Below are 23674 nucleotides of genomic sequence, written 5' to 3' on the forward strand. Positions count from 1 at the left end.
CCTCTTTGATGCCGCCCGACCTTCCTGACGACCGTTCCGACCGCCCCTCGCGCCGCCGCCCGCTGGGGCGGGGGCCGGGGGCGGACGGCGTTTCTGTTCCGGACGGCGCCCCCGAAGCTGTGCTGGAACCGCTCCGCGTGGAAGCGGAAGCTGTGCCGGAACCGCTTCTCAAAGAGGTGGCGGTGGAATCGGAGGCCGGGGCTCCCGGTGGGCGGTTCACCGTGCGGCTGGCGAACTTCGAGGGGCCCTTCGACCTCCTTCTCCAGCTGATCGCCAAGCACAAGCTGGACGTCACCGAGGTCGCTCTCTCCCGGGTCACCGACGACTTCATGGCGCACATCCGTGCCATGGGCGCCGACTGGGACCTCGACCAGACGACGGAGTTCCTGGTCGTCGCCGCCACCCTGCTCGACCTCAAGGCCGCCCGGCTGCTGCCCGCCGCCGAGATCGAGGACGAGGCCGATCTGGCGCTCCTCGAAGCACGTGACCTGCTGTTCGCGCGGCTGCTGCAGTACCGGGCGTACAAGAAGGTCGCGAGCATCTTCGAGGAGCGCTGGGAGGCCGAGGGGCGGCGCTACCCGCGCACCGTGGGGCTTGAGGAGCAGCTGGCCGAACTGCTTCCCGAGGTCGTCATCAGCATCGGCGCGGAAGGCTTCGCCAAGCTCGCCGTGAAGGCCATGCGGCCGAAGCCCAGGCCCGAGGTGTACGTCGACCACATCCACGCGCCCCTGGTGTCCGTGCAGGAGCAGGCGGGGGTGGTGGTGGAGCTGCTGCGGGCACGGGGCGCGGCGAGCTTCCGGGAGCTGATCGGGGACGCACCGGACACCCTGACCGTCGTCGCCCGCTTCCTCGCGCTCCTGGAGCTCTACCGGGAGAAGGCCGTCGAGCTGGACCAGGAGCAGGCGCTGGGGGAGCTGACGGTGACCTGGGTGGGCGGGGAGCCCGGCGGACCGGGCGAGTCCGGCGAGACACCGGTGACGTCCCTGGTGACGTCTCTGGTGAGCGGGGAATTCGATCTCGTGGTGGAGGAGAAGGAGTGAGCGAGCAGCACCTCAGGGGCGCGCTGGAGGCCGTGCTGATGGTCGTCGACGAGCCCGCGACGGCCGAGCACCTCGCCAAGGTCCTCGACGTCGAGGAGCGGGACGTCACGGACGCGCTGCGCGAGCTGGCCGACGAGTACACCGTCCAGGGGCGCGGATTCGAGCTGCGGCTGGTGGCGGGCGGCTGGCGGTTCTACTCGCGTGCGCGGTACGCGGAGGCGGTCGAGGCGTTCGTACTGGACGGGCAGCAGGCCCGGCTCACCCAGGCGGCCCTGGAGACCCTGGCGGTCGTCGCGTACCGCCAGCCCGTCTCCCGTTCGCGGGTCTCGGCCGTACGAGGAGTGAACTGTGACGGGGTCATGCGGACCCTCCTCCAGCGGGGTCTGGTCGGGGAGGCGGGCACGGAACCCGAAACAGGTGCGATCCTGTACAGGACGACGAACTACTTTCTGGAGCGGATGGGCCTGCGGGGCCTGGACGAGCTCCCGGAACTCGCGCCCTTCCTCCCCGAGGCAGATGCGATCGAGGCTGAGACGCTGGAGGGTGTGCCGTCGTTCGATCCGGACGCACCGTACGCCCCGGGCACTCATGCAGCAGACGACGACAAGACGGATTTTTGATGCGAAGCAACGGCAGGAACAGCGGCAGCAGCGGCGGCAACGACCGGAACCAGCGGGGTGCGGGTAGCGGACGCGGCCCCGCTGGCGGCGGGCGCGGCGGCGCGGGCAGCGGCGGACGAGGCGCGGGCGCGGGCTCGGCGGGCGGCGGCCGTGGTGCCTCCGGCGGCGGCCGCGGTGGCTCGGGCGGCGGGCAGGGCTTCGGCGGCGGCCGTGGCGGCTCGGGCGGTGGCCGTGGTGGCTCCGGTGGCGGCCAGGGCTTCGGCGGTGGCCGCGGTACGTCCGGTGGCGGGCGCGAGGGCGGCTTCGGCGGCGGACGCGACTCCCGCGATTTCCGTGACGACGACCGCGAGCAGCGGCCGAAGCGTCCCCGTCCCGAGGAGCGGCGCTACGACGTAGGCCCCTCCGCCACCCACGAGGGCCCCCGCAGCGGCCGTGGCGACTCCGCGCGCGGCGGCGCCAAGGGCGGCCCGAAGTCCCCGAAGACCCCGCAGAAGCCGGGTCGTCGCGGCAACTACAACGCCGGCGCCTCCCGCCCGCGCGAGCTCGACGCCAAGATCGAGCAGCGCAACCGGGACCGCTACGCGGGCAAGCCCGACGTGAAGATCGAGAAGACCTTCCCGGGCGCCGAGCAGGAGGGCGAGCGCCTGCAGAAGATCCTCGCCCGCGCCGGCATGGGCTCGCGGCGTGCGTGCGAGGAGCTCATCGAGCAGTCCCGCGTCGAGGTCAACGGCCAGATCGTGGTCGAGCAGGGCATGCGGGTCGACCCGCACAAGGACGAGATCAAGGTCGACGGCCTCACCGTCGCCGCCCAGTCCCACCTGTTCTTCGCGCTGAACAAGCCGGCCGGTGTCGTCGCCACCATGGGTGACCCGGACGGCCGCCAGAACCTCAACGACTACGTGAACAACCGCGAGACGCGGCTGTTCCACGTCGGCCGTCTCGACACCGAGACCGAGGGCATCATCCTGCTCACCAACCACGGCGAGCTGGCCCACCGTCTGACCCACCCCAAGTACGGCGTGAAGAAGACCTACCTCGCCGCCATCCAGGGACCGCTGCCGCGCGACATCGGCAAGCGCCTCAAGGACGGCATCGAGCTGGAGGACGGGTACGCGCGCGCCGACCACTTCCGGGTCGTCGAGAACACCGGCAAGAACTACCTGGTCGAGGTGACCCTTCACGAGGGCCGCAAGCACATCGTCCGCCGGATGCTGGCCGAGGCCGGCTTCCCGGTCGAGCGTCTGGTCCGCACGTCCTTCGGGCCGATCGCGCTGGGCGACCAGAAGTCCGGCTGGCTGCGCCGCCTCACGAACACGGAGGTCGGCATGCTGATGAAGGAGGTCGGTCTGTAGACCGGCCTGGCTTCGCCGCCTCTCCGCCTCTTTGAGGCTCCTTGAGGTGAGCCCGGGGCCGGTACCCGCTCATGCGGGTACCGGCCCCGGGCTTTTTGCTGCCTTGCGGGGCTGTCTTGCGGGGTGGGCGTTCGGTATTTATAGTCAAGCTGACCATTTAGTGGGTCGGTCGGGTGGCGGGGGCGCGGTGTACGGAAGCAGGAACGTGACAGGAAGAGACATCCCACAGGGCTATGACCCGAAAGAATTCGAACCTTTCGCGGTCACGGTCGATCTCGCGGTCTTCACCGTGCGGGAGGCACTGCTGCACGTGCTGTTGATCCGGCGCGGGCAGGCGCCCTTCGCGGGGGCGTGGGCGCTGCCCGGAGGGTTCGTACTGCCGCAGGAGTCCGCCGAACGGGCCGCGTTGCGCGAACTCGCCGAGGAGACGGGGCTGTCGGAGTCGCTCGCGTCCGGGCTGCACCTGGAGCAGCTGCGTACGTACAGCGAGCCGGGCCGGGACCCGCGGATGCGGGTGGTGTCGGTGGCGTTCACCGCGCTCGTACCGGATCTGCCGGAACCGCGCGGGGGCGGGGACGCGGCGGAGGCCCAATGGGTCCCGGTCGGCGGGGCGTTGGGGCAGGTGGGTGGAGAGCTGGAGAACTCGCTGGCCTTCGACCACGGGCGGATCCTGGCCGATGCGCGGCGGCGGATCGGCGACAAGCTGGAGTACACGGCGCTCGCGATGGCGTTCTGTCCGCCGGAGTTCACGCTGGGCGAGCTGCAGCAGGTGTACGAGACCGTGTGGGGGGTTTCCCTGGACCGCCCCAACTTCCGGCGGAAGGTGCTGGCCACGGTGGGGTTCGTGGAGCCGGTGGGCGGGGCGCCGAGGCGTACAGGGGGGCGGGGGAAGCCGGCGGCGCTCTATCGGGCGGGGACGGCGAGGGTGCTGCATCCGCCGTTGTTGCGGCCGTCCGGGGATGCGGCTGCTGATTCGTCCGTCGACCCGATTGCTGATCCGTCCGTGGAGGGAACCCACTCATGACTTCTGCCGCTGCAACTGCTGCCGCTGCTGCTGCCAAGCAGGCTGCCACCGGATCCCTGATAGGGCTCGCCCTCGGGGACGCGCTCGGCTTTCCGACCGAGTTCAACGACGTGCCGTCGATCCTCGCCAAGTGCGGGCCCTGGCGGCAGATGGAGCTGCCCAACAAGGCGTTCGTCTCGGACGACACGCAGATGACGCTGGCGCTGGGACGCGGGCTGCGGACCGCGATGGAGCGGGGGCCGTTGGGACCGCGGCGGATGGAGCGGCTGGTCCGGGAGGAGTTCGTGGACTGGTACCACTCGCCGGAGAACAACCGGGCGCCCGGGCGTACGTGCATGGTCGCGTGCCGGCTGCTCGACAGCGATCTGCCGTGGCAGAAGGCGTCGCAGATCGGGTCGAAGGGGTGCGGGGCGAACATGCGGGTGGCGCCGGTGGGGCTGGTGCCGGGGCTGAGCGAGGGGGAGCGGGCGGGGGCGGCGCAGTTGCAGGCGGCGCTGACGCACGGGCACCCGACGGGGCTGGCGGCGAGTGATCTGACGGCGCGGGCGGTGTATCTGCTCGCGCAGGGGGTCGAACCGACCGGCCTGGTCGGGCAGTTGCGGTCGTACGCGCTGGAGAGCCGGAGCGTCTATCAGGAGCGGTGGCTCGGGGACCTGTGGGCGCACTCCCAGGACCCGACGCCGAAGCACTTCATCGAGCGGGGCTGGGACGAGTGCCTGGGCGTGCTGGAACGGCTGGAGGGAGCACTGCGCGACCCGTCGCTGTCGCCGGAGACGGATCCGTGTCTGGTGACGGGTGACGGCTGGGTCGCGGAGGAGGCGCTGGCTACGGCGCTGCTGTGCTTCCTGATGTTCCCGGAAGAACCGGTGACGGCCCTGAGGCGGGCCGCCTGCACAAAGGGGGACTCGGACTCGATCGCTTGCTTGGCGGGGGCGTTCGCGGGGGCTTATGCGGGGGTGGGGGCTTGGCCGGGGGAGTGGGTTGAGCGGGTGGAGTATCGGGGGGAGTTGGTGGGGTTGGGGGAGAGGTGGGACGGGGTGCGGATCGGGTTGTAGGGCGGGGTGGTCAGGCGGGCCGGGATCTTGGGCTTGTTCACGCAGTGGAGTTGGGCGGCCATGGTGCGGGCGAGCGCTGCGGCGACTCGGCTGCGTAGTTCGGGGGTGAAGCCGTCGAGGTTCTTGGCGTTGAGGCGCACCGAGAGCGGGATCTGCTCCTCTTGATCGATGTGGGAGCCGCTGACCTTGCAGGGGAAGGCGTAGCGGGAGTCGTCCTCGTGCAGCCACCAGCCGGAGAGGACGTCTCCGCCGGCCCTGTGCCAGTCCTTCTGCAGTACCCGGAGCGGCGCACCGAACCAGCCCACTTCCAGGGCGAGGGAGTTCCGGGATTCAGCGGGGCCGAAGACACAGGGTGCGGACTCACGGGCGTAATAGTCGTCTCCCGGCCGCCACGCGCGTCCCTCGGTTGGCAGGTCAGCGAGCAGTCTCTTCAACGGGATACCGGTGTTGGCGTATTCGACATCCTTGATGCCCATCGATCTGGCTACGGATTCCACGTTGCCCGCGCCAATGAGCGAAGTGCAGATTTCCTGTCCGGCGGGTGTGTTGCTGCGGGAGGGGGGTGAGCAGGCTCCTGCGACGAGCGCGAATGCCAAGAGAGTGCTATGGAGTGCGCGGTTTCTCTTCATGTTCCTTAGCCGACCTGACGGGCTGACTGCATTTTGTACCTGCCTAGAGAATGTGACTCCTCAATTTCCCGATAGAGCTCTCTCCGCTCCTCCTCGGAAATACCCACCATGTCTGCGTACCTGGCTACTGGACGCCATGCTTCTGCCGCGCAGGACTTCTCGATCTCCTGCATCGACTTGAGGGCCTCGCCGTCATTCTTGACCTCGTTGTCCTTGAGGTACTGCAACGTGTGATTCCCGTACGCGGTGCCGACAGCACCCGCCCCAGCGTCCAGCGCCAAGGGCACAGCCGTCGCCACGGCCACGCCGGCTGCAGGCCCGAGAATGAGCGTGCTCCCGACGCCGGCGACTGCGGCGGCCGTGCTCTCGACGGCGTACTTGCGCCACTCGCCCTTCTTCTCCTCGCTCAGATTCGCCTGTTCCTCCTTTTCCTTGAAATCGAGTTCGACCTGTGTAATCCGCGACTGGTCCAGAATGCCGTGCACCTTGGCGGCGTTGTGCGCGAAGGCCACACCGGAGCCTCGGTCGTCCTCGAACGACGCCAGAGCGCTGGACGTGTACACCTGCTGGGCCGCCGAAAGGATCTTGTAGCCCTCTTCGTTGCCCGCGACCACGTTCATGAAGTTCCGTGCCTCGAACTCACCGAAGTCCGTGCGCGGGTTTCCGCCCATGCGGAAGAGCTCGCCCCTGTTCAAGTCGTCGCCACCACCGCCGAAGTTCAGCGTCGAGTAGTTCAAGTCGTCGATGTAAGCCGCCCCCATCCGACCCAAGCTGTCCATGATCGCGTCCGGCGGCTTCACCTCCGACGTAGGGCTGTACAAGTCGATGACCTTCTTCATGATCGAGGCCGTGTCCTTGTCGCGATGCAAGCCCGGCCTCGTGTCGTCCCACGGATGCCCCGTCGTCGCCGCCTCCAAGGCGTGGCCCAATGCGTCAGGGCCGCCCTCGTGGGTTTCCGTAGCAGACCGGTCCAGTGTGTCCGGCGGCCACTTGAAGTCGGCGTTTGTCAGGTCGTCCAGGTGTTTGCCGTCGGCGAAGAATTGTTTGGCCGCTTCCGGGCTGTGGCCCAGGCCCTCCAGGACGCTCGTCAAGGGGTCGTATCCGGCTCCGGAGATCCCTGAGGGGTTGAAGCCGAAGTCGAAGTCCGTGTTCGTGCGGGGCATGTTTGCCGTGAACATCTCGGGGTCTTCTCTGTGGAGCTTGAGGATGTCCTCGGCGATGGGGTTGATGAAGCGGGGGTCGTAGTCGCCGTAGCGGAGGAGTCCGCCCAGGACCTGGTAGCCGTAGGGGTCGTGGAAGCCGAGGGCGTTCGCGTTCAGGTGCTGGGTGCCGAGTCTGCGGAATTCGGTGGCCCAGCTCGCGGGGAGGTGCGAGCGGTTGTCGGGGTCGGTGGCCGAGGCCAGGGCCGTGCCCATGCCGCGCTGGAGCTCCTTGGCCAGGGCGAGGCGTTCGGGCTGGTCGCCGACCGTGCAGTCGAGGGACATCCGGGCGTAGAAGTCCAGGGCCTGCTTAGGGCCGCCCAGGCCCCGGTAGAAGGCGGCGGAGAAGTCGGAGTCCTTGGCGTTGAACTTGAGGATGTTGTTGAGTTCGGCGAATTGCGGAGCGGTCATCATCGGGCCGAGCTTCGCCAGTTCGAGCGCGCGCTCCTGCTGGGCGTCGTCCAGCGAGCGGTACGTCCGGTGACCGAAGTTCGAGGCGTCGTTGCCGTGCGACTTGCGCAGGGCACGGGCCACCGAGGCGTCGATTTCGGCAGCGTGCGCGACCAGGACGGTCAGTTGGTGGTTCAGGGCGAGTTCGGCGGGCTTGCGGAGGTTGAGCGAGGGGACCGGCATACCGGGCAGCCCGACCAGCTGCAGGCCGAGCCGGGGGGCCTCGACCTCGCGGATGTGGCGTACGGCCTTCTGGATCTTGATGAGTTCCAGGTGGGCGTCTTCCAGGAGCCTGGTGATGCTGGTCGCTTCTGCTTGGGCGTCGGTGAATTCCTTGGTAGTCCTGCGGATGAAGTCCCGGGTGACACCGGCGTTGATGCCGCCCCAGCGGGCGCCCTCGGACTTGGCGAGGAGGCCGGAACGGGCGTTCGCGGCAAGCCTCTTGAGGTGGGCGGCCGTCTGCTTCCAGTCGGCGACCGCGCGGCCTAGCCCGGCGAGGTCGACCTCCGCCACGTCCGCGTGGGTGAGGGTGGTTGGGGTGGTTGAGGTGGTCATGGGTGGTTGTCCCCGCCCTACTTGAAGTACTCGGTGAGGCGGGAGACGGGTACTTCGGGCGTCGAGATGCCGCGGATCCGGGTTTTGATCTTTGCGTCGTCCGCGGCGTGCGACGCCTTCGTGTGGTCCAGGTGGTTGGAGATGTGGGCGCAGGCCTGGAGGAGGGCCCGGAGCTGGGAGGTCCAGAGGGAGACGGTGGTCTCCAGCGCGGTGCCCATCGTGAAGTGGTGGGACTTGAGGGCGGCCGCCGCCTGCGCCGACGTGCAGGCGCCGGATCCGTTCAGGCCGGCGCCCGCGATGTCGGCCCGCTTGAGCAGGGCGTCGTGGAGGACGTACGCCTCGTGGCCGACCGCGCCCAGGTCGTCCTGGTGGGCGATCAAGTCGCCCGGGCCGCCTGCCGCCTTGCCGCCGACGGGCGGCTTCGCCTTCAGCTGTTCCCACTCGTTCCAGGCCACGGGCCGGTTCCTCCCCAGGGGCGTCCTACGTCGACTCCTCGTACGCGAGAGCCGACTCGCGGCGCGTACGGACCAGGAAGTCTTCCACCCGGGCACGGTCGGGGAGGGGCGGCAGCGGGCTGCTCGGTTCGGCCTCGGAGGCGGACGCGACCAGGCGGTTCAGGCGGTTTTCGATCTCCGGCCAGGGCACTTCGCCGCGTTTGACGGCGAGGAGCTCGTCGCGGGCGTCGCCCACGTCGAGCGTCAATTCACCCGTACGGAGAAGGTCGAGGCAGCTGGTGAGCAGGCGCAGCAGGTGCATGGCGTGCTTCCAGCGCGGGGCGCCGTACTGGCGTACGTCAGCGTCGACCTTGCGTCGCTGGTTCTGCGCGTAGCCGACGAACGTGGTGTGCACCTGGCGGGAGAGGAACGCGCCGCGGAGCGCGAGGAGTTCCTCGCCGCGGGCGTCCGTGTGGAGGGGAAGCGGGGAGTGCAGGCACTCCAGGATGTTGGGGTTGGCACGCAGCGCCAGGTCGCAGAAGCGTTCCAGCTCCCACGAGAAGTGTTCTTCGGCGGGGCCGTCGACGTGCGTCGGCGGCTTGTCGAAGCGCCAGAAGAGCGGGGTGGGGGCGACGAAGACCCCCCGGACGTCCGTGTCGCTCTCCTCCGTCGCCAGCCCGAACGCGCGCGAGCCCATGACGCAGGAGTAGATGGTGTGGTCGCGCACCAAAGTGGCAGGGGTAGCAGGAGTGGTGAGGGACAGGGGGGTGGTCATACGGGGATTCTGGCCGGTCAGGCCAGCCGGATCGACCCACTTTCCACCGTGATCGCGCGCGGCGGGAGCGGCTGCGGTGCCGGGCCGCCCGCCACCGAGGCGTCCGCGACCCGGTACTTGCTGCCGTGGCAGGGGCAGTTGATGGTGCCGCCCGACACGTCGGCCACCGAGCAGCCCTGGTGGGTGCAGGTAGCCGAGAACGCCTTGAAGCTGCCCGCCACGGGCTGTGTGACGACGACCTTCTCCTCCTTGAAGACCTTGCCGCCGCCCACCGGGATGTCGGACGTCGCCGCCAACGGTGCGGGTTTCGCCGCCGACTGACCACCGGAGGGGGAGGGCGGGGCGGCCGGTTCGCCGGAGGGCTTCGGGGCTTCGCCGCCGCCCTCGTCGCCGTACTTGGTGCAGCCGGTGGCCAGTACGGCCGCCGTCCCTGCCGCCGCCGCGAGGACCGTTCGGCGGGTAGTGGGCTTGTGCATGGGGCTGGCTCCCTTACGAGGCCGGGGGACAGGGGGACGGGGGTGGGGGCGAGGGTGAAGGCGGGGGCGGCCGGGGGGACGCCTAGGTGGTGACGCCGAACGTACGGAAGAACCACAGCGCCGACGTCAGCCAGACCACCGTCAGCACGGTGAAGACCAGGCCGCCGACCACCGGCAGCAGCCAGCCGGGCAGCCGTTCGGCCCGCAGCAGCAGCATCTTGGCGCTGAACGCACCGAAGAAGAAGCAGCCCGCCAGAGAGTGCCACATCACACGGCTGCCGAAGGACTGGAACCCGAGGCCGTACAGACAGTGGACGGCCACGGGCACGGCGAGCAGGAACGCGATCCGGCCCGACCAGCGGTGCGCCGCCGGCATCCAGGGGGCGGTACGCACCCCCGGCAGCCGCCCGTACATCGCCAGTGCGGAGAGGACCTGGACGAGCGCGAGGAGGAAGGCGGCCGTCGCCAGCCAGGACTTCACCGCGCCCGTGCTGCTGAACCCGGCCAGGTTGAACGCCGTGCCGGCCGGGTCGTGGATCTTTCCGTACGCCCCGAGCGCGACGGCGACAGCCGCAGCCACCAGCACCGGTACGAGCCAGCGGGCCGGGCCCGGGCGGCCGTGGCCGGGACCGTTGGCGGGGGAGGGGAACGAGGCGGTCGGAGCATTGGGGTCGACGTTGCTCATGTCGATCTCACTTCCCTGGGCGGTGCTCGGGGACGGTTCCCGTGTCACCCGGCGGCTCTACGGGAGGACCGGGCGGGCGGTGAGCCAGGCGTTGTCGATGGCCACGGCTCCGGTGGCCGGGTCGATCTCGGGGGCGGGAGAGGGCTTGCCGTCGCGGGTGTAGACGCCGACCTGGCGGCCGTCCTGGAGGACGATCCAGCCGCCGTCGATCCTGGCGCCGCGCACCTCGTTCGTCGCACGGTAGAGGCCGGACGGCCGGACCGCCTTCGCCGCGCTGAAGTCGTGCTTCCGGTCGGCCACTTCGACCTCGCCCTCGACCTTGCCGCCGCGGGTCGACGCTTCGAGCTTGGCGCCGTTCTTGCCGGTCAGGCGCATGCTGCCGTCGTCCTCGACGGTGCCCTTCAGCCAGGACTCCTGGGTGCGGCCGTCGCAGTAGTACGCCACCGCCCTGCCGTCCCGTACGGAGATGGACACGGCGGCGGTGTCGTCGGCGGTACGCCCCGCGTAGACGGTCTCGGGGCCGGTGGCCGTGGGGGACGGCGGCACCGAGGACGGGGCGGGGGAGGCGGCGGGCGGCGCGGACGAGGGCGGTGGGGCCGGCGTCGTCGTACCCGGCGGAGTCGTCGCGTCCGGCGGTGCGGATGCCGCGCCTCCGCCTCCGTAACCCGAACTCTTCGTGCCCGTCGTCGCGTTGAGCGACAGCATGAGGACAGCGAGGACCAGCCCCGCGAGGAGCGTGTAGAGGGGACCGGAGCGCTTCATCGAGGGCCTCCCCGCGGCACCGGGTAGGCGGTGCCGGATCCACCATGCAAGCGGACCCGGGGCCCGTCCGTCCATAGTCAGGACGGACGGGGTGGGCGCACGGCAGGGCGGGACAGATCCGCCTGAGTGGCAGCATGACGCCATCTGGGCGAGATTGAACGAGTCTGACGAGTCTGAGACCGGGCTCGACCTTCTCGAAAGGCAGGACCATGGCGGGTAACGACCTCGGCAGTCTCCTCGGCGGCCTCCTGGGCGGCGGAAACTCCGGTTCCGGAGGCGGGGGTGCCGGAAACATCCTCGGCTCCCTGCTGGGCGCACTCGGCGGTGGCGGCAAGGACGGCAGCAATCCGCTCGGCGGCCTCATGGAGATGCTCCAGAAGTCCGGCCTCGGTGACCAGGCGCAGTCCTGGATCGGCACCGGAGACAACCAGGCGGTCAGCGGCGAGCAGGTCGCCAAGGCTCTCCCCGACGAGGCCCTGGCGCAGGCCGCGGCGCAGGCCGGCGTGACCCAGCAGGAGGCCGCCGACACCCTCGCGCAGGCGCTCCCGCAGGCGGTCGACAAGCTCACCCCGGAGGGCCAGCTTCCGCAGGCCGCCTCACTGGAGGACCTCATCAAGCAGCAGGGTCTCTGAGCAGCGGGGCCTCTGAGCAGCACCGCACGCACCTGCGACGGCTCCGGCCGCCCGCCCTCGTACGTACGAAGGAGCGGGCGGCCGGAGCCGTTGTCGGTGGGGCCCACTACGCTGAACAGATCTTTGGAACACGCAGCACTTGAGCACGCAGCACTTGAGCACTGCACCACTGCACGGAGGAGCACGACGTGGCGGTACGAGCGGTCCGCGGAGCCGTCCAGCTGGAGCGGGACGAGGCCGGGCACATGGGCGAGCAGGTCGGCGCGCTGCTCAGAGCCGTCCTGGAGCGCAACGGACTGACCGGCGACGACCTCATCAGCATCTGGTTCACGGCCACGCCCGATCTGCGCAGCGACTTCCCGGCCGCCGCCGCGCGCGGCCTCGGCATCGTCGACGTACCGCTGATCTGTGCCCAGGAGCTCGACATCGACGGCGCCATGCCGCGCGTCGTGCGGATCCTGGCGCACGTCGAGACCGGCCTCGGCAAGCCGGACATCCAGCACGTCTACCTCGGCGCCACCGCCGCCCTGCGCAAGGACATCGCCCAGTGAGGACCGCACTCGTCATCGGCACCGGCCTGATCGGTACGTCCGCGGCCCTCGCCCTCGCCGCGCGCGGCGTCACCGTCCACCTCGCCGACCACGACCCCGACCGGGCGAGCACCGCCGCCGCTCTGGGCGCCGGGACGGACGAGGTGCCCGAGGGGCCCGTGGATCTCGCGATCGTCGCCGTACCGCCCGCGTACGTGGCCACCACGCTCGCCGACGCCATCCGGCGCGGGGCGGCCCGCGGGTACATCGACGTGGCCAGCGTGAAGGGCGGCCCGCGCCGGGAGCTGGAGGCGCTGGGCTGCGACCTCACCTCCTACATCGGTACGCACCCGATGGCGGGCAAGGAGAAGTCCGGGCCGCTCGCCGGGACGGCCGACCTCTTCGAAGGGCGCCCGTGGGTGCTCACGCCCACCCGCGACAGCGACACCGAGGTCTTCAACCTGGCGCTGGAGCTGATCGCGCTGTGCCGGGCGGTCCCCGTCGTCATGGGCGCCGACGCGCACGACCGTGCCGTCGCGCTCGTCTCGCACACCCCGCAGCTCGTCTCCTCGATGGTCGCCGCGCGGCTTGAGGAGGCCGACGAGACGGCCGTACGGCTCTGCGGCCAGGGCATCAGGGACGTGACGCGGATCGCGGCGTCCGACCCGCGGATGTGGGTGGAGATCCTCTCCGCGAACCCCGGTCCGGTGGCCGACGTCCTCGCCGCGGTGGCCGCCGACCTCGACGGGACCGTGGAGTCGCTGCGCGCCCTGCAGTCCGCCGACGAGGCGAAGCGGCGCGGCGGCGCCGAAGGCATCGAGGACATACTGCGCCGGGGGAACGCGGGGCGGGTCCGGGTGCCGGGCAAGCACGGATCGGCGCCGACCGCCTACGAAGTGGTCGCGGTCCTCATCGACGACCAGCCGGGACAGCTGGCCCGGATCTTCGCCGACGCGGGCGTGGCCGGGGTCAACATCGAGGACGTACGCATCGAGCACGCCACGGGGCAGCAGGCCGGCCTCGTCCAGCTGATGGTGGAGCCGTCGGCGGCGGACCCGCTGGCGCGGACGCTGGTGGAGCGGGGGTGGTCGCTGCGGCGGTAGCGGCCCCGTCCGCGACGGCGAGCGCGGTCGCAGGGGGCGCCGCGGCACCGGCCGTAAGGCGTACGCCATTGAGCCGGTACCGTAGATGGTTGGCAGCAATGCAGCCTGCCTCCTCCCGCCCCGTGTACCAGGAAGGTGTCCGACACCGTGGAAACCGCCGCCCGGACCGCCCCGGCCGCAGTGATTGTCGCCATCGACGGCCCCTCCGGCACGGGCAAGTCCAGCACCTCCAAGGCCGTCGCCGCCAAGCTCGGCCTCAGCTACCTGGACACCGGCGCCCAGTACCGGGCGATCACCTGGTGGATGCTGACCAACGGGGTCGACGTCGACGACGCGGCAGCCGTGGCCACCGCATCGGCCAAGCCCACCCTCGTGTCCGGCACCGACCCGTCCGCCCCGACCATCACGGTCGACGGCGTCGACGCGGCAGGACCGATCCGCACCCAGGAGGTCACCTCCCGGGTCAGCGCGGTCAGCGCCGTCCCCGAGGTGCGCACCCGGATCACCGAGCTGCAGCGCGACATCGCCCGCGGCGCCGAGGGCGGCATCGTCGTCGAGGGCCGCGACATCGGCACCACCGTGCTGCCCGACGCCGACCTGAAGGTCTTCCTCACCGCTTCGGCCGAGGCCCGCGCGTCCCGCCGCAGCGGCGAGACCAAGGGCGCCGACGTCGCCGCCACCAAGGAAGCCCTGATCAAGCGGGACGCGGCCGACTCCGGCCGGAAGACCTCCCCGCTCGCCAAGGCGGCCGACGCGGTCGAGGTCGACACCACCGAGCTGACTCTCGACCAGGTCATCGAGTGCGTCGTCACCCTGGTCGAGGAGAAGCGGGCCGGGAAGTGACGGAGGGCAGCGAGCGCGGTGCCGCCGTCGGGCGGGGCATCGGCATCGGGCTGATGTACGGCCTGTGGAAGCCCCGGGTGCTGGGTGCCTGGCGGGTGCCGGCCACCGGCCCCGTCGTGCTCGCCGTGAACCACGCGCACAACATCGACGGACCGATGCTGATGGGGACCGCGCCGAGGCCGGTGCACTTCCTCATCAAGACGGAGGCCTTCGTCGGGCCGCTCGACCCGTTCCTGCGGGGCATCGGACAGCTGAGGGTCGACCGCGACAGCGTCGACCGGAACGCGATCACCGAGGCGTTGGACGTGCTGAGCGGCGGCGGGGTGCTGGGGATCTTCCCCGAGGGCAGCCGGGGCGAGGGCGACTTCGCGTCGCTGCGCGCCGGACTCGCCTACTTCGCCGTACGGTCGGGGGCGCCCATCGTCCCCGTCGCCGTACTCGGCAGCACGGAGCGCAAGAGCCGGCTGATACCGGCACTGCCGCCGCTGCGCAGCCGGGTCGACGTCGTCTTCGGCGACGCCTTCCAGGCCGGAGACGGCAGCGGGCGGCGTACGAGGAAGGCACTGGACGAGGCCACGGTACGGATCCAGGAGCGGCTCACCGCCCACCTGGCCGGGGCCAGGCGCCTCACCGGGCGCTGACCGAGTCCCACCGGGGGCGACCGGGCGTTAGCGCCCCGCCCGCCGGTGGGCGAGACTTGAGTAGTGGGTCGCGGAGAAACGCGGCCCATCGATGATGAACGAGGAACGGACTTCATGAACGACCAGATCCACTCCGGCGACGAGCACGGACCCGAGCAGGGCGCCGACCACGGCGTGCTCGGTGACGCCGAGTACGCGGAGTTCATGGAGCTCGCCTCGCAGGAGGGCTTCGACCTCGAAGAGGTCCAGGACGCCCTCGGCGAAGCCGCTGCCGGACCGCTGCCCGTGCTCGCCGTCGTCGGCCGCCCCAACGTGGGCAAGTCGACCTTGGTGAACCGCATCATCGGCCGCCGCGAGGCCGTCGTGCAGGACAAGCCCGGCGTCACCCGCGACCGCGTCTCGTACGAGGCCGAATGGGCCGGCCGCCGCTTCAAGGTGATGGACACCGGTGGCTGGGAGCAGGACGTGCTGGGGCTCGACGCCTCGGTCGCCGCCCAGGCCGAGTACGCGATCCAGACCGCCGACGCGGTCGTCTTCGTCGTGGACTCCACCGTCGGCGCCACCGACACCGACGAGGCCGTCGTACGGCTGCTCCGCAAGGCCGGCAAGCCGGTCGTGCTGTGCGCCAACAAGGTCGACGGACTGTCCGGCGAGGCCGACGCCACCGCTCTGTGGTCGCTGGGCCTCGGCGAGCCGCACCCGGTCTCCTCCCTGCACGGCCGCGGTACGGGCGACATGCTCGACGCCGTCCTGGAGGCCCTGCCGGACGCTCCCGCGCAGACCTTCGCGGGCGGCACCGCGCTCGGCGGCCCGCGCCGGATCGCCCTCATCGGCCGTCCGAACGTCGGCAAGTCCTCGCTGCTGAACAAGGTGGCCAAGGAGGACCGCGTCGTCGTCAACGAGCTGGCCGGCACCACCCGGGACCCGGTCGACGAGCTGATCGAGCTCGGCGGCGTCACCTGGAAGTTCATCGACACCGCGGGCATCCGCCGCCGGGTGCACCTCCAGGAGGGCGCGGACTACTACGCCTCGCTCCGTACGGCCGCCGCCGTGGAGAAGGCGGAGGTCGCCGTCATCCTGATCGACTCCAGCGAGTCCATCTCCGTGCAGGACCAGCGCATCGTCACGATGGCCGTCGAGGCCGGCCGTGCGATCGTGCTCGCCTTCAACAAGTGGGACACCCTCGACGAGGAGCGCCGCTACTACCTGGAGCGCGAGATCGAGACCGAGCTGGCCCAGGTCGCCTGGGCCCCGCGCGTCAACGTCTCCGCCGTCACCGGGCGCCACATGGAGAAGCTGGTCCCGGCGATCGAGACGGCGCTGGAGGGCTGGGAGACCCGCGTTCCGACCGGCCGCCTCAACGCCTTCCTCGGCGAGATCGTCGCCTCCCACCCGCACCCGGTCCGCGGCGGCAAGCAGCCCCGCATCCTGTTCGGGACGCAGGCCGGTGCCAAGCCGCCGCGGTTCGTGCTGTTCGCCTCGGGCTTCCTGGAGGCCGGCTACCGGCGCTTCGTGGAGCGCCGGCTGCGCGAGGAGTTCGGCTTCGAGGGAACGCCGATCCACATCTCGGTGCGGGTGCGCGAGAAGCGCGGCCGGAACAAGTAGGCAGCACCTCCATGAGGTGGCTGCAACACCTCTGTGAGTTCTGTGAGAAGTACGCCTCTATGAGGTGACGGTGGCGCCCGTGGGCGCTAGAAGCCCCTGCGGGGGCCGGGCGGCAGTGCGGCGGGAAGATGGTTCCCGGTGTACTGCCGCCCTTGGTTGTGCTGGGTGTGCAGGTTCTGCCAGGTGCTGAGGTGCTGCGGGTAGGGCGTGTGCTGCTGCTGCGGAGCGTGCGGGTGTGCCTGGTAGCCGCCGCCGTATCCGTGGCCCATCCCCGGCCCCGTTCTGAAGGCCGTGAAGCCGAGGTCCTCCTCGCCGCTCCGGTCGCCGGGCAGGGCCCGGAAGGACCTGCGGTACTCGGAGTAGAGCGCGTCGTAGATCGGCGTGAACGTGGACTGCGGCGGGGCCTCCTGCGACGGCCGCATGGCAGGGATCTGGCTCTGGTACGGGCGAGTGGGGTCGTATGAGTGCACGTCTGTGCCAACGACCCCACTGCCTCTCGGATGCGGGTGACGCGGGTACGGGTGGGACCGGTGCGCGGGCGTACGGAACTTCCGCGTCCGGATTCACCCGGGGCCCGCCCCGGCTGTCAGGTACCGGCCAGCGGCATCGTCGCCGCGACCAGGAGGCCGTTCGCCGCCGCCTTGTCCAGGGCGGTGCGCAGCACGTCCTCGCGCGGCTGGTGGCCGATGGAGCCGGTCGGGGCGGCCAGTACCAGGACCTTCTGCGACTTGTTGGCCGCGGCCCGCCAGGAGTCGGTGACCTGGAGCGGGCGGTGTGCCTGCCACCAGGCGACCGGGCTGCCGCCCGCAGTGCCGGGCTGCAGCACGGCGTGCAGCTGGCCCATGGCGAGCAGCACGGACCAGCCGGGCAGCAGGTCGGGCACCGACTTCAGGTCCGGGACCGGCCGGAAGCCCTGCTCGACGAGGAGCGGCAGGAACTCGTCGCCGCTCTTCGAGCCGGGGCGGGAGATCGCCGTGGTCGGCTCGACGACGAGCGCGGGCCGCAGCTCGCCCTCGATGAGGACCAGGCCGCTGGTCACCCCGAGCACGGCCTGCTCGGACGAGCCGTCGGCGCCGCCGCCCGAGCCGTCCTGGCTGGCGGTGATGGAGCGGACCGCGCCCTGCAGCTGCTCCTCGGAGACCGGGACGACCTGGGAGGGGATGCAGGTGGCGTGCGCGAAGGCGAGGACCGCGGTCTCCTCGCCGACGAACAGCACGGTGCTGGTGGCCTCCTGGGCGGAGTCGCCGGGGGTGCGGCAGGAGGTGCAGTCGTAACCGCCGGGGGCGTTCTCGCCGGCGAGCAGCCGGTCGGCTTCTACGTCGCCGATCTCGGCGCGTACGTCGTCGCTGACGTCGAGCATGCGCGACACGGGTGGCTCCTCGAACTGGATGCTGGCACCGGGCGGTTCCCGGAGCTTCAAGAAGACAACGGGCGATCTGTGGCGGGGGTCACGCGCGACGGGGAACGGAATCGACTCATCCGGCGCGGAGGGTGAACCGGGGGGCGGAAGCCCTCACTCCATGTCAGTGCCTGCTGTTTGCACGCAAGTTGGGGCCGTGAGGTGGGTCACAAGTCCATCGGGCAGTTGGTCGACAAATCATGATATGAGTGAATCAATTGGGTGTCCGGAATTGGCTGTTACCTGGGGTAGTAGGCAACTGGCCTCGAATGACAAGGACTTGGTTGATAACGGGGCGTGCGGGTCCATAGATTCCACCGCCGTGTGCATCGAGCACCGCCCGGACACGCCTGCCGGAACGCACCGTCCAGCAACACCCCGGTGGGCGGGGCGGCACGGAACGGGAGCGCCGGACGCGCTCACGGCCGTACCGCCCAGGGGGAGTCCGGGTCCTGCGAGAGGGATTCCATGACCGCATGTTCCAGTGCGATACGCCGCGGCAACCGCCGTCGTGAGACAGCAGCGCTCGTCGGGGCCGCCCTGGTGGCCCCGCTGGCCCTGATCGTCGCCACCGGCCCGCAGGCCGCAGCGGCGGACCGCGGAGTGTGGGACCGCATCGCCCGGTGCGAGAGCGGTGGCAACTGGCACATCAACACCGGCAACGGCTACTACGGCGGGCTGCAGTTCTCCGCCGGGACCTGGCGCGCGCACGGCGGCGGGGCGTACGCCCGCACCGCCGACCGGGCGAGCAGGGCCGAGCAGATCGCCGTCGCCACCAAGGTCCAGCGCGCGCAGGGGTGGGGCGCCTGGCCCAGCTGTTCACGCAGGGCGGGTGCGGCGGGCGCCGCACCCGGCGCTGCCGCGCTCCCCGGGTCCCGGGCCGCGAAGTCCGGGCCGGGGAAGGCGGACCGGGGGCCGCAGCGGGCCGACCGGGGCAAGAGCCGCACCCCGGCGTCCGGGGGCGGCAGCTATGTGGTGCGGTCCGGCGACACCCTGGGCGGCATCGCCTTGGCGCACCGTACGAGCTGGCAGCAGGTGTACGCGGCCAACCGGGCCGTCGTCGGCGGCAACCCGGACCTGATCGTGCCGGGGCTGCGGCTCAACATCTGAGGTCCGAGCGTCCGAGGTCCGGGCCCTCCCTGGTCCGGCCGTCCGAGGTCCTGGCCGTCCGTGGCCCGGACCGCTTCCCGAGTGCCGCGCGTGGGCCCCGTCCGGTCGCCCGACCGGGTGGGGCCCGGTGGCGTCCCGCGCGGCACGCGCGCGCGTGGGCGGGACGGTGATGGGGTGACCCGGTGTTGAAGCCTCGATTCCGTCTTCTGTCCTGCGCCGTGCTCGGCGCGCTGCTCGCCCTCTCCCCGGTGTCCGCCGCGACCGCAGCGGCCCCCGCCTGCCCGACCGTCCAACCACCGCCGGGCGACCGGGGGTTCGGCCCCCACGCGTGCGCCGCGAGCCAGTGGCCGTGGAGCTGCATCGCCGAGTGCGAGAGCGGCGGCGACTGGAAGACCAACACCGGCAACGACTACTACGGCGGCCTCCAGTTCGAGCAGCCGACCTGGGAGGAGCACGGCGGCCTCGGATACGCGCCCCGGGCCGACCTCGCCACCCGCGCGGAACAGATCAAGGTCGCCGAGGTGGTCCTGACCACGCAGGGTTGGGCGGCCTGGCCGGACTGTTCGAAGCGGTACGGACTGGGCGACCGGCGCATCCACATCGTGAAGGCCGGCGAGACGCTGTCGTCGATCGCCGCGAAGTACAAGGTCAAGGGTGGCTGGAAGGCCCTCTACCAGGCCAACAAGGACATGATCGGGCCCCGCCCCGACGGGCTCAACGCCGGCACCTGGCTGGTCCTCCCGGGCGGTTCGGGACCGGGCCGTGCCCTTGCGGAGCCCGAGAGCGCGGAGCCCGCGAGCTCTCCGACGCTTCTCCTGTGAACGCGACCCGCCCCCGGTCAAGTTCGGACACGAACACCGGGCCGGGGGCGGGCAGCGCCGGCAGCCGTTGTTCCGCGAGGACGACGGCTGTCGTCGTGCTGAGGGCCGCCAGGAGCGCGTACGTACGGGCCGCCGTGCCGGGTGACATGCCGAGGGTGGGTTCGTCGACGAGCACCACGCGGGTGCGGGCGCGCGCGGCGGTGGCGGGGGCCGCGGCGGCGAGCAGGGCCCGGGAGACGGCGAGCATGCGCTGCTCGCCGCCGGAGAGGGTGCCCGCGAGGCGGGGGAGGAGCGGGCGCAGCGCGGGGTAGGCCTCCAGGGCGGGTGAAGCGGCGCCGCCCGGCGGGGTGTTGAGGGCGAGGTTGTCGGCGACCGTGAGGCCCCCGTACACCGCCCGCAGATCCGGTACGAAGCACAGGCCGCGCCGGGCCCTGCCGTGGGCGGGCAGCCGGGTGACGTCCGCTCCTTGCCACCGGACGTGTCCGGCGCTGAGCGGGACGGTGCCCGCGAGGGCGCGCAGGGCGGTCGTACGGCCGGATCCGTTGCGGCCCAGGAGGACGGTCAGGGCGGCGGCAGGGACGGAGAGGTCGACGCCGTGGAGGGCTTCCAGGGGGCCGTAGCGGACGCGGGCGGCGCACAGTTCGATCTCGACGGTCACCGGGGGATCCTCTTTGAGACGGCGGGGGAGGCACCGGCCGTGACGGTGCCGGTGACGACGGTGCTGGTGACGATGGATCCGGCGGCCATGGTGTGGACGGTGTCGGCGATGTCCGCGACCAGGTCGAGGTCGTGCTCGACGACGAGGACCGCGGTGCCGTCGGCGGCGAGCGCCGCCAGCACGCGCGCGAGAGCGGCGGTCTCGGCGGCGTCCAGTCCCGCGGCGGGCTCGTCGAGGAGGAGGGTGTGCGGGCGGCCCGCGAGGGCCCGGGCCAGCTCGACCCGGCGGAGGGTGCCGGTGGGAAGCCCGGCGGCGGGGAGGTGGCGGACCGGGCCGTCGAGGGCGAGCAGCCGGAGGGCGGGTTCGACGGCGGAAAGGTCGCGGCGGTGGCCGTGTTCGGCGCCCAGGAGGACGTTCTCCTCGACGGTGAGGGACGGGAAGACGGCGAGCTGCTGGAAGGTCCTGGCGACGCCGAGGCGGGTGCGGGCGTGGGCGGCGCTGCGGGTGATGTCGGTGCCGTCCAGCTCGACGCGGCCGCCGGTCGGGCGCAGGGTGCCGCAGAGGCAGTGGAAGAGGGTGCTCTTCCCCGCGCCGTTCGCGCCGACGAGGGCGGTGACGCTGCCGTACGGGACGGTGAGGTCGACGGAGTCGAGGGCCAGGAAGGCGCCGTAGGCGAGGCGGACCCGGTGGGCGCGGAGCGGGTGTCGGGGCGGGTGTTGGGGCGGGCGAGGTCCCGTGCGGCGGGGGCGGCCCCGGGGCAGGGCGGGGCGCTCGGGGACCGCACCGCGGCGAGGGGGGCCGCCCGGGCCGCGCGGCTGTGGGAGGAACGGGCGGAGCAGGGCCAGGACGCCGATCAGTACCGCCGCAGGGCCGGCCGTGGTTCCCGCCTCCAGCGCCGTCAGGAGGACCGCGGCCGTGCACGCAGTCAGCAGGCTGTCCGCGCCCAGGACCAGCACCGCGGCGAACCACAGCAGGCCGCGGACCGGGTCGTACGCCGTCGGGTCGAAGGTCTGAACCGACATGGACAGCAGACCGCCGCCGAGCGCGGCCAGGGCGGCTCCGGCGACAAAGGTGAAGGCCTTGAGGGCCGGCACCCGCACGCCTGCCGCCGCCGCACCCTCCTCGTGGTCGCGCAGCGCGGCCAGCGCACGCCCCGAACGCCCCCTGCGGAGCCGGGAGACCAGGAGGAGGCAGGCCAGGAGCAGGGCCAGTTCCAGTACGTAGTAGGCCCGGTCGGAAGTGAAGCCCGCCGGGCGGGAGAGCGTCAGGCCGGCCGTCGCGTACGGCTGGTCGAACACGAAGCGGCTCACCGCCACCCCGAACGCGAGCGTCGTCAGCGCCAGCGCCAGCCCGTGGCGGCGGATCGCGGGCCACCCCAGGAGGAGGCCGAGAGGGGCCGTCAGCGCCACGGAGAGCGCCAGGGATGCCAGTTCGGGCAGGGGAGGCAGCCCGGGGAGCCTGCCGCCCGCCAGCAGGGCGGTGAAGAGCGCGCCGAGCCCCGCGTACGCCGACTGCCCCAGCGAGATCTGCCCGCCGCGCCCGCTCACCACCACCAGGGACAACAGGATCACGGCCGTAGCGGGTACCGGCAGGGCGGTGTGCAGCCCGTCGCCCGCCAGGCCCAGGGGAAGCAGGAAGAGGACCGCGGCGAGCAGGGGCAGGGGACGCGGGGCCGGGAACCGTACGGCGCGGCCCGCTCGGGACAACAGGCCGACGCCGCCCGCTCGGTACAACAGGCCGGGGCGGCTCTGCCGTACGGGGCGGGCTCCCTGTCCGGGGCGGGTCCGCCCGGCGGGCACGGGCGCGGCCGCCGGGTGGGCGGACGGCGTCCCCGGGCCCGGGGACGGGAACAGCAGGGCCGCCGCCAGCAGCGCCACCACAAAGAGGTTGGCGCCGACGGACTGCACCAGGGGGCCCGGCCAGCCCGCCGGATGCAGCCGGGTCAGCTGGGCCTGGGCGACGCCGATCAGCAGCGCCGCCGCGACGGCGACCGGCAGGCTGCGCATCCGGGCCAGGGCCGCGACCGCGATCACCTCCACCACCAGGAGGGGCAGCCCGTACGGGTCGAGTCGTACGTACGGCGCGAGGAGGACACCGGTGAGGCCCGCCGTGAACGAGCCGAACGCCCAGCCCGCCGCCGCCACCCGGTCCGCGTCGATGCCGCCCAGGACGGCCAGCCGCCGGTTGTCCACCACGGCGCGCAGCGCGCGGCCGAAGCGGGTCCTGCGGGTGAAGGCCCCCACCGCGGCGGACAGCAGCAGCACGGCGGCCAGGGGCGGCCAGGGGGAGTCGCCGAAGAGTTCCGGCGCGTCGGCGCGGGCGCCCTCGCCCCACAGCAGGGCGGCCGCGCCGATCAGCAGGACGAACACCCCGATCGAGGCCACCAGGGTGCGGGCGGGGTCCGTGCCGCGGACGGAGAGCGGCCGGAAGACTGCGCGGTCCAGGAGAAGACCGACGGCCGGGGCCACCAGCAGCAAAGTGGTGGCGGCGGCGAGCGGCACCGGCCAGTGCCAGTCCACCGCCAACTGCCGCACGACATAGGCGCAGAGCATGGCCACGGCCCCGTGCGCCAGGTTCAGCACCCCTGTCGCCCGGTACGTGACGATCAGGCCGATGCCGGACAGGGCCGCGGCGCTGCCGATCGCCAGACCGGCCAGGGTGAGGTCGTACGTCAGGGAGGACACCGGGCGTCAGGTCCCGGACCCGGTCCCGCTGCCGGCCCCGGAACCGGAGACCCCGGTCGCACGGTCCGCACCCGCCCCGGCCTCGCCCGCGCCCTCGCTCCCGTCCTCGCCCTCGCCCTCGCCCTCAAAGAGGTGCTCGGGCTCGCAGACCGGGCACGGGGCCAGGTCCCGGACCCCCGCCGCCGGGGCGGCCTCCGGCTTGCCGAGGACGAGCGGGCAGTCCGGGCGGTGGGCCAGCGTGCCGCCGGGCAGATGCAGCAACGGGCCCTTGGCGGAGGGCCGTCGGCCCTCCTCGGGCGGCACCGGCGGTTCCGGTACGGCGTCCCGGCCCCGCCCGTCGGGGTTCCGGCCCCACCCGCCGGGGTCCCGCCCGGCCAGCAGCACCGCCCCCGCCACGATCAGTGCCGCGCCGGGCAGCGTGCAGGACGCCAGGTAGGGGACCTGCCGGGCGGTGAACCGCTCGCCGGACACCCCGTACCAGCCCAGCACGCACAGCACCGCACCGCAGCCGACGGCGCCCAGTGCGACCCACACGTACGGTGCTCTGCGCATCGCGCCCCCTGTCCATCACGGACGATTCCTTGCACTATGC

The 23674-nt window shown here is 72.0% G+C and carries 24 protein-coding genes and 1 pseudogene; 13 read left to right on the forward strand and 12 right to left on the reverse strand.

What is annotated here, in order from left to right:
* The first annotated feature begins 8 nt into the window (after positions 1-8).
* The 5 genes from ACH4SP_RS31395 to ACH4SP_RS31415 all read left to right on the forward strand — a co-directional run bounded on the left by ACH4SP_RS31395 (position 9) and on the right by ACH4SP_RS31415 (position 5091).
* On the forward strand, positions 9-1040 hold the full coding sequence (locus tag ACH4SP_RS31395; RefSeq protein ID WP_398419831.1) for a segregation and condensation protein A: 1032 nt from the start codon (positions 9-11) through the stop codon (positions 1038-1040).
* The gene (gene scpB / locus ACH4SP_RS31400; protein ID WP_398420285.1) at positions 1010-1660 is read left to right on the forward strand and encodes an SMC-Scp complex subunit ScpB; all 651 of its coding nucleotides are present in this window, start codon (positions 1010-1012) and stop codon (positions 1658-1660) included. Before ACH4SP_RS31395 ends, scpB begins: the two co-directional genes overlap by 31 nt.
* Entirely contained in the window at positions 1660-3012 is a 1353-nt protein-coding gene (locus ACH4SP_RS31405; protein WP_398419832.1) for a pseudouridine synthase, read from the forward strand. The genes scpB and ACH4SP_RS31405 overlap by 1 nt, the downstream gene beginning before the upstream one ends.
* 205 nt (positions 3013-3217) lie before the next feature.
* Positions 3218-4036 carry an NUDIX hydrolase gene (locus ACH4SP_RS31410; protein ID WP_398419834.1) on the forward strand — a complete coding sequence of 273 codons (819 nt, stop codon included), beginning with the start codon at positions 3218-3220 and terminating at the stop codon, positions 4034-4036.
* Positions 4033-5091, forward strand: coding sequence for an ADP-ribosylglycohydrolase family protein (locus tag ACH4SP_RS31415; RefSeq protein WP_398419836.1), 1059 nt, complete (start codon positions 4033-4035; stop codon positions 5089-5091). Before ACH4SP_RS31410 ends, ACH4SP_RS31415 begins: the two co-directional genes overlap by 4 nt.
* Here the strand turns inward: ACH4SP_RS31415 and ACH4SP_RS31420 are convergent.
* The 7 genes from ACH4SP_RS31420 to ACH4SP_RS31450 form a co-directional block, all read right to left on the reverse strand.
* Entirely contained in the window at positions 4983-5567 is a 585-nt protein-coding gene (locus ACH4SP_RS31420) for a hypothetical protein (RefSeq protein WP_398419838.1), read from the reverse strand. The genes ACH4SP_RS31415 and ACH4SP_RS31420 overlap by 109 nt on opposite strands.
* Positions 5568-5725: 158 nt before the next feature.
* Entirely contained in the window at positions 5726-7924 is a 2199-nt protein-coding gene (locus ACH4SP_RS31425) for a hypothetical protein (RefSeq protein WP_398419839.1), read from the reverse strand.
* A gap of 17 nt (positions 7925-7941) precedes the next feature.
* Positions 7942-8379, reverse strand: a complete 438-nt coding sequence (locus ACH4SP_RS31430) for a hypothetical protein (RefSeq protein WP_398419841.1) — start codon at positions 8377-8379, stop codon at positions 7942-7944.
* Between the two features lie 25 nt (positions 8380-8404).
* The gene (locus ACH4SP_RS31435; RefSeq protein WP_398419843.1) at positions 8405-9133 is read right to left on the reverse strand and encodes a DNA polymerase beta superfamily protein; all 729 of its coding nucleotides are present in this window, start codon (positions 9131-9133) and stop codon (positions 8405-8407) included.
* 17 nt (positions 9134-9150) lie between these two features.
* Entirely contained in the window at positions 9151-9609 is a 459-nt protein-coding gene (locus tag ACH4SP_RS31440) for a Rieske (2Fe-2S) protein (protein WP_398419845.1), read from the reverse strand.
* A gap of 82 nt (positions 9610-9691) precedes the next feature.
* A complete protein-coding gene (locus ACH4SP_RS31445) occupies positions 9692-10294 on the reverse strand; it encodes a DUF6529 family protein (protein ID WP_398419847.1) in 603 nt (200 codons plus the stop codon).
* A gap of 57 nt (positions 10295-10351) precedes the next feature.
* Positions 10352-11056 (reverse strand): hypothetical protein, encoded by a 705-nt coding sequence (locus ACH4SP_RS31450; protein ID WP_398419849.1) that lies wholly within the window; start codon positions 11054-11056, stop codon positions 10352-10354.
* Between the two features lie 209 nt (positions 11057-11265).
* Here ACH4SP_RS31450 and ACH4SP_RS31455 point away from each other — a divergent pair, with 209 nt between their 5' ends.
* From ACH4SP_RS31455 to der, 6 genes are all read left to right on the forward strand, one after another.
* Entirely contained in the window at positions 11266-11688 is a 423-nt protein-coding gene (locus ACH4SP_RS31455; RefSeq protein WP_398419850.1) for a YidB family protein, read from the forward strand.
* 188 nt (positions 11689-11876) lie between these two features.
* A complete protein-coding gene (aroH, locus tag ACH4SP_RS31460) occupies positions 11877-12239 on the forward strand; it encodes a chorismate mutase (RefSeq protein ID WP_398419852.1) in 363 nt (120 codons plus the stop codon).
* Positions 12236-13321, forward strand: coding sequence for a prephenate dehydrogenase (locus tag ACH4SP_RS31465; protein ID WP_398419854.1), 1086 nt, complete (start codon positions 12236-12238; stop codon positions 13319-13321). The genes aroH and ACH4SP_RS31465 overlap by 4 nt, the downstream gene beginning before the upstream one ends.
* Positions 13322-13456: 135 nt before the next feature.
* Positions 13457-14164 carry a (d)CMP kinase gene (gene cmk, locus ACH4SP_RS31470; protein WP_398419856.1) on the forward strand — a complete coding sequence of 236 codons (708 nt, stop codon included), beginning with the start codon at positions 13457-13459 and terminating at the stop codon, positions 14162-14164.
* Positions 14165-14217: 53 nt separating this feature from the next.
* On the forward strand, positions 14218-14805 hold the full coding sequence (locus ACH4SP_RS31475; protein ID WP_398420287.1) for a lysophospholipid acyltransferase family protein: 588 nt from the start codon (positions 14218-14220) through the stop codon (positions 14803-14805).
* Between the two features lie 114 nt (positions 14806-14919).
* Entirely contained in the window at positions 14920-16410 is a 1491-nt protein-coding gene (der, locus tag ACH4SP_RS31480; RefSeq protein WP_398419858.1) for a ribosome biogenesis GTPase Der, read from the forward strand.
* Positions 16411-16496: 86 nt separating this feature from the next.
* Here the strand turns inward: der and ACH4SP_RS31485 are convergent, their stop codons facing one another.
* Complete coding sequence (locus ACH4SP_RS31485) at positions 16497-16832, reverse strand: hypothetical protein (RefSeq protein ID WP_398419860.1); 336 nt, start codon at positions 16830-16832, stop codon at positions 16497-16499.
* 164 nt (positions 16833-16996) lie between these two features.
* Entirely contained in the window at positions 16997-17779 is a 783-nt protein-coding gene (locus ACH4SP_RS31490) for a hypothetical protein (protein WP_398419861.1), read from the reverse strand.
* Between the two features lie 498 nt (positions 17780-18277).
* On the opposite strand from ACH4SP_RS31490, the gene ACH4SP_RS31495 reads away from it, so the two are divergent.
* Together ACH4SP_RS31495 and ACH4SP_RS31500 are read left to right on the forward strand one after the other, a co-directional pair.
* Positions 18278-18919, forward strand: coding sequence for a transglycosylase family protein (locus tag ACH4SP_RS31495; protein WP_398419862.1), 642 nt, complete (start codon positions 18278-18280; stop codon positions 18917-18919).
* A 182-nt stretch (positions 18920-19101) separates the two neighbouring features.
* Positions 19102-19740 carry a transglycosylase family protein gene (locus ACH4SP_RS31500; protein ID WP_398419864.1) on the forward strand — a complete coding sequence of 213 codons (639 nt, stop codon included), beginning with the start codon at positions 19102-19104 and terminating at the stop codon, positions 19738-19740.
* Here ACH4SP_RS31500 and ACH4SP_RS31505 read toward each other — a convergent pair.
* From ACH4SP_RS31505 to ACH4SP_RS31515, 3 genes and pseudogenes are all read right to left on the reverse strand, one after another.
* Entirely contained in the window at positions 19634-20398 is a 765-nt protein-coding gene (locus ACH4SP_RS31505; RefSeq protein ID WP_398419867.1) for an ATP-binding cassette domain-containing protein, read from the reverse strand. The two genes, ACH4SP_RS31500 and ACH4SP_RS31505, sit on opposite strands and share 107 nt — an antisense overlap.
* Positions 20395-23082 (reverse strand): ATP-binding cassette domain-containing protein, encoded by a 2688-nt coding sequence (locus tag ACH4SP_RS31510; RefSeq protein ID WP_398419869.1) that lies wholly within the window; start codon positions 23080-23082, stop codon positions 20395-20397. The genes ACH4SP_RS31505 and ACH4SP_RS31510 overlap by 4 nt, the downstream gene beginning before the upstream one ends.
* Before the next feature lie 138 nt (positions 23083-23220).
* Positions 23221-23634, reverse strand: a pseudogene (locus tag ACH4SP_RS31515) (hypothetical protein); the annotation flags it as partial.
* Positions 23635-23674: the final 40 nt, after the last annotated feature.

Origin of the sequence: Streptomyces sp. NPDC021093 (assembly GCF_044333135.1) — a bacterium.
Classification (GTDB): domain Bacteria; phylum Actinomycetota; class Actinomycetes; order Streptomycetales; family Streptomycetaceae; genus Streptomyces.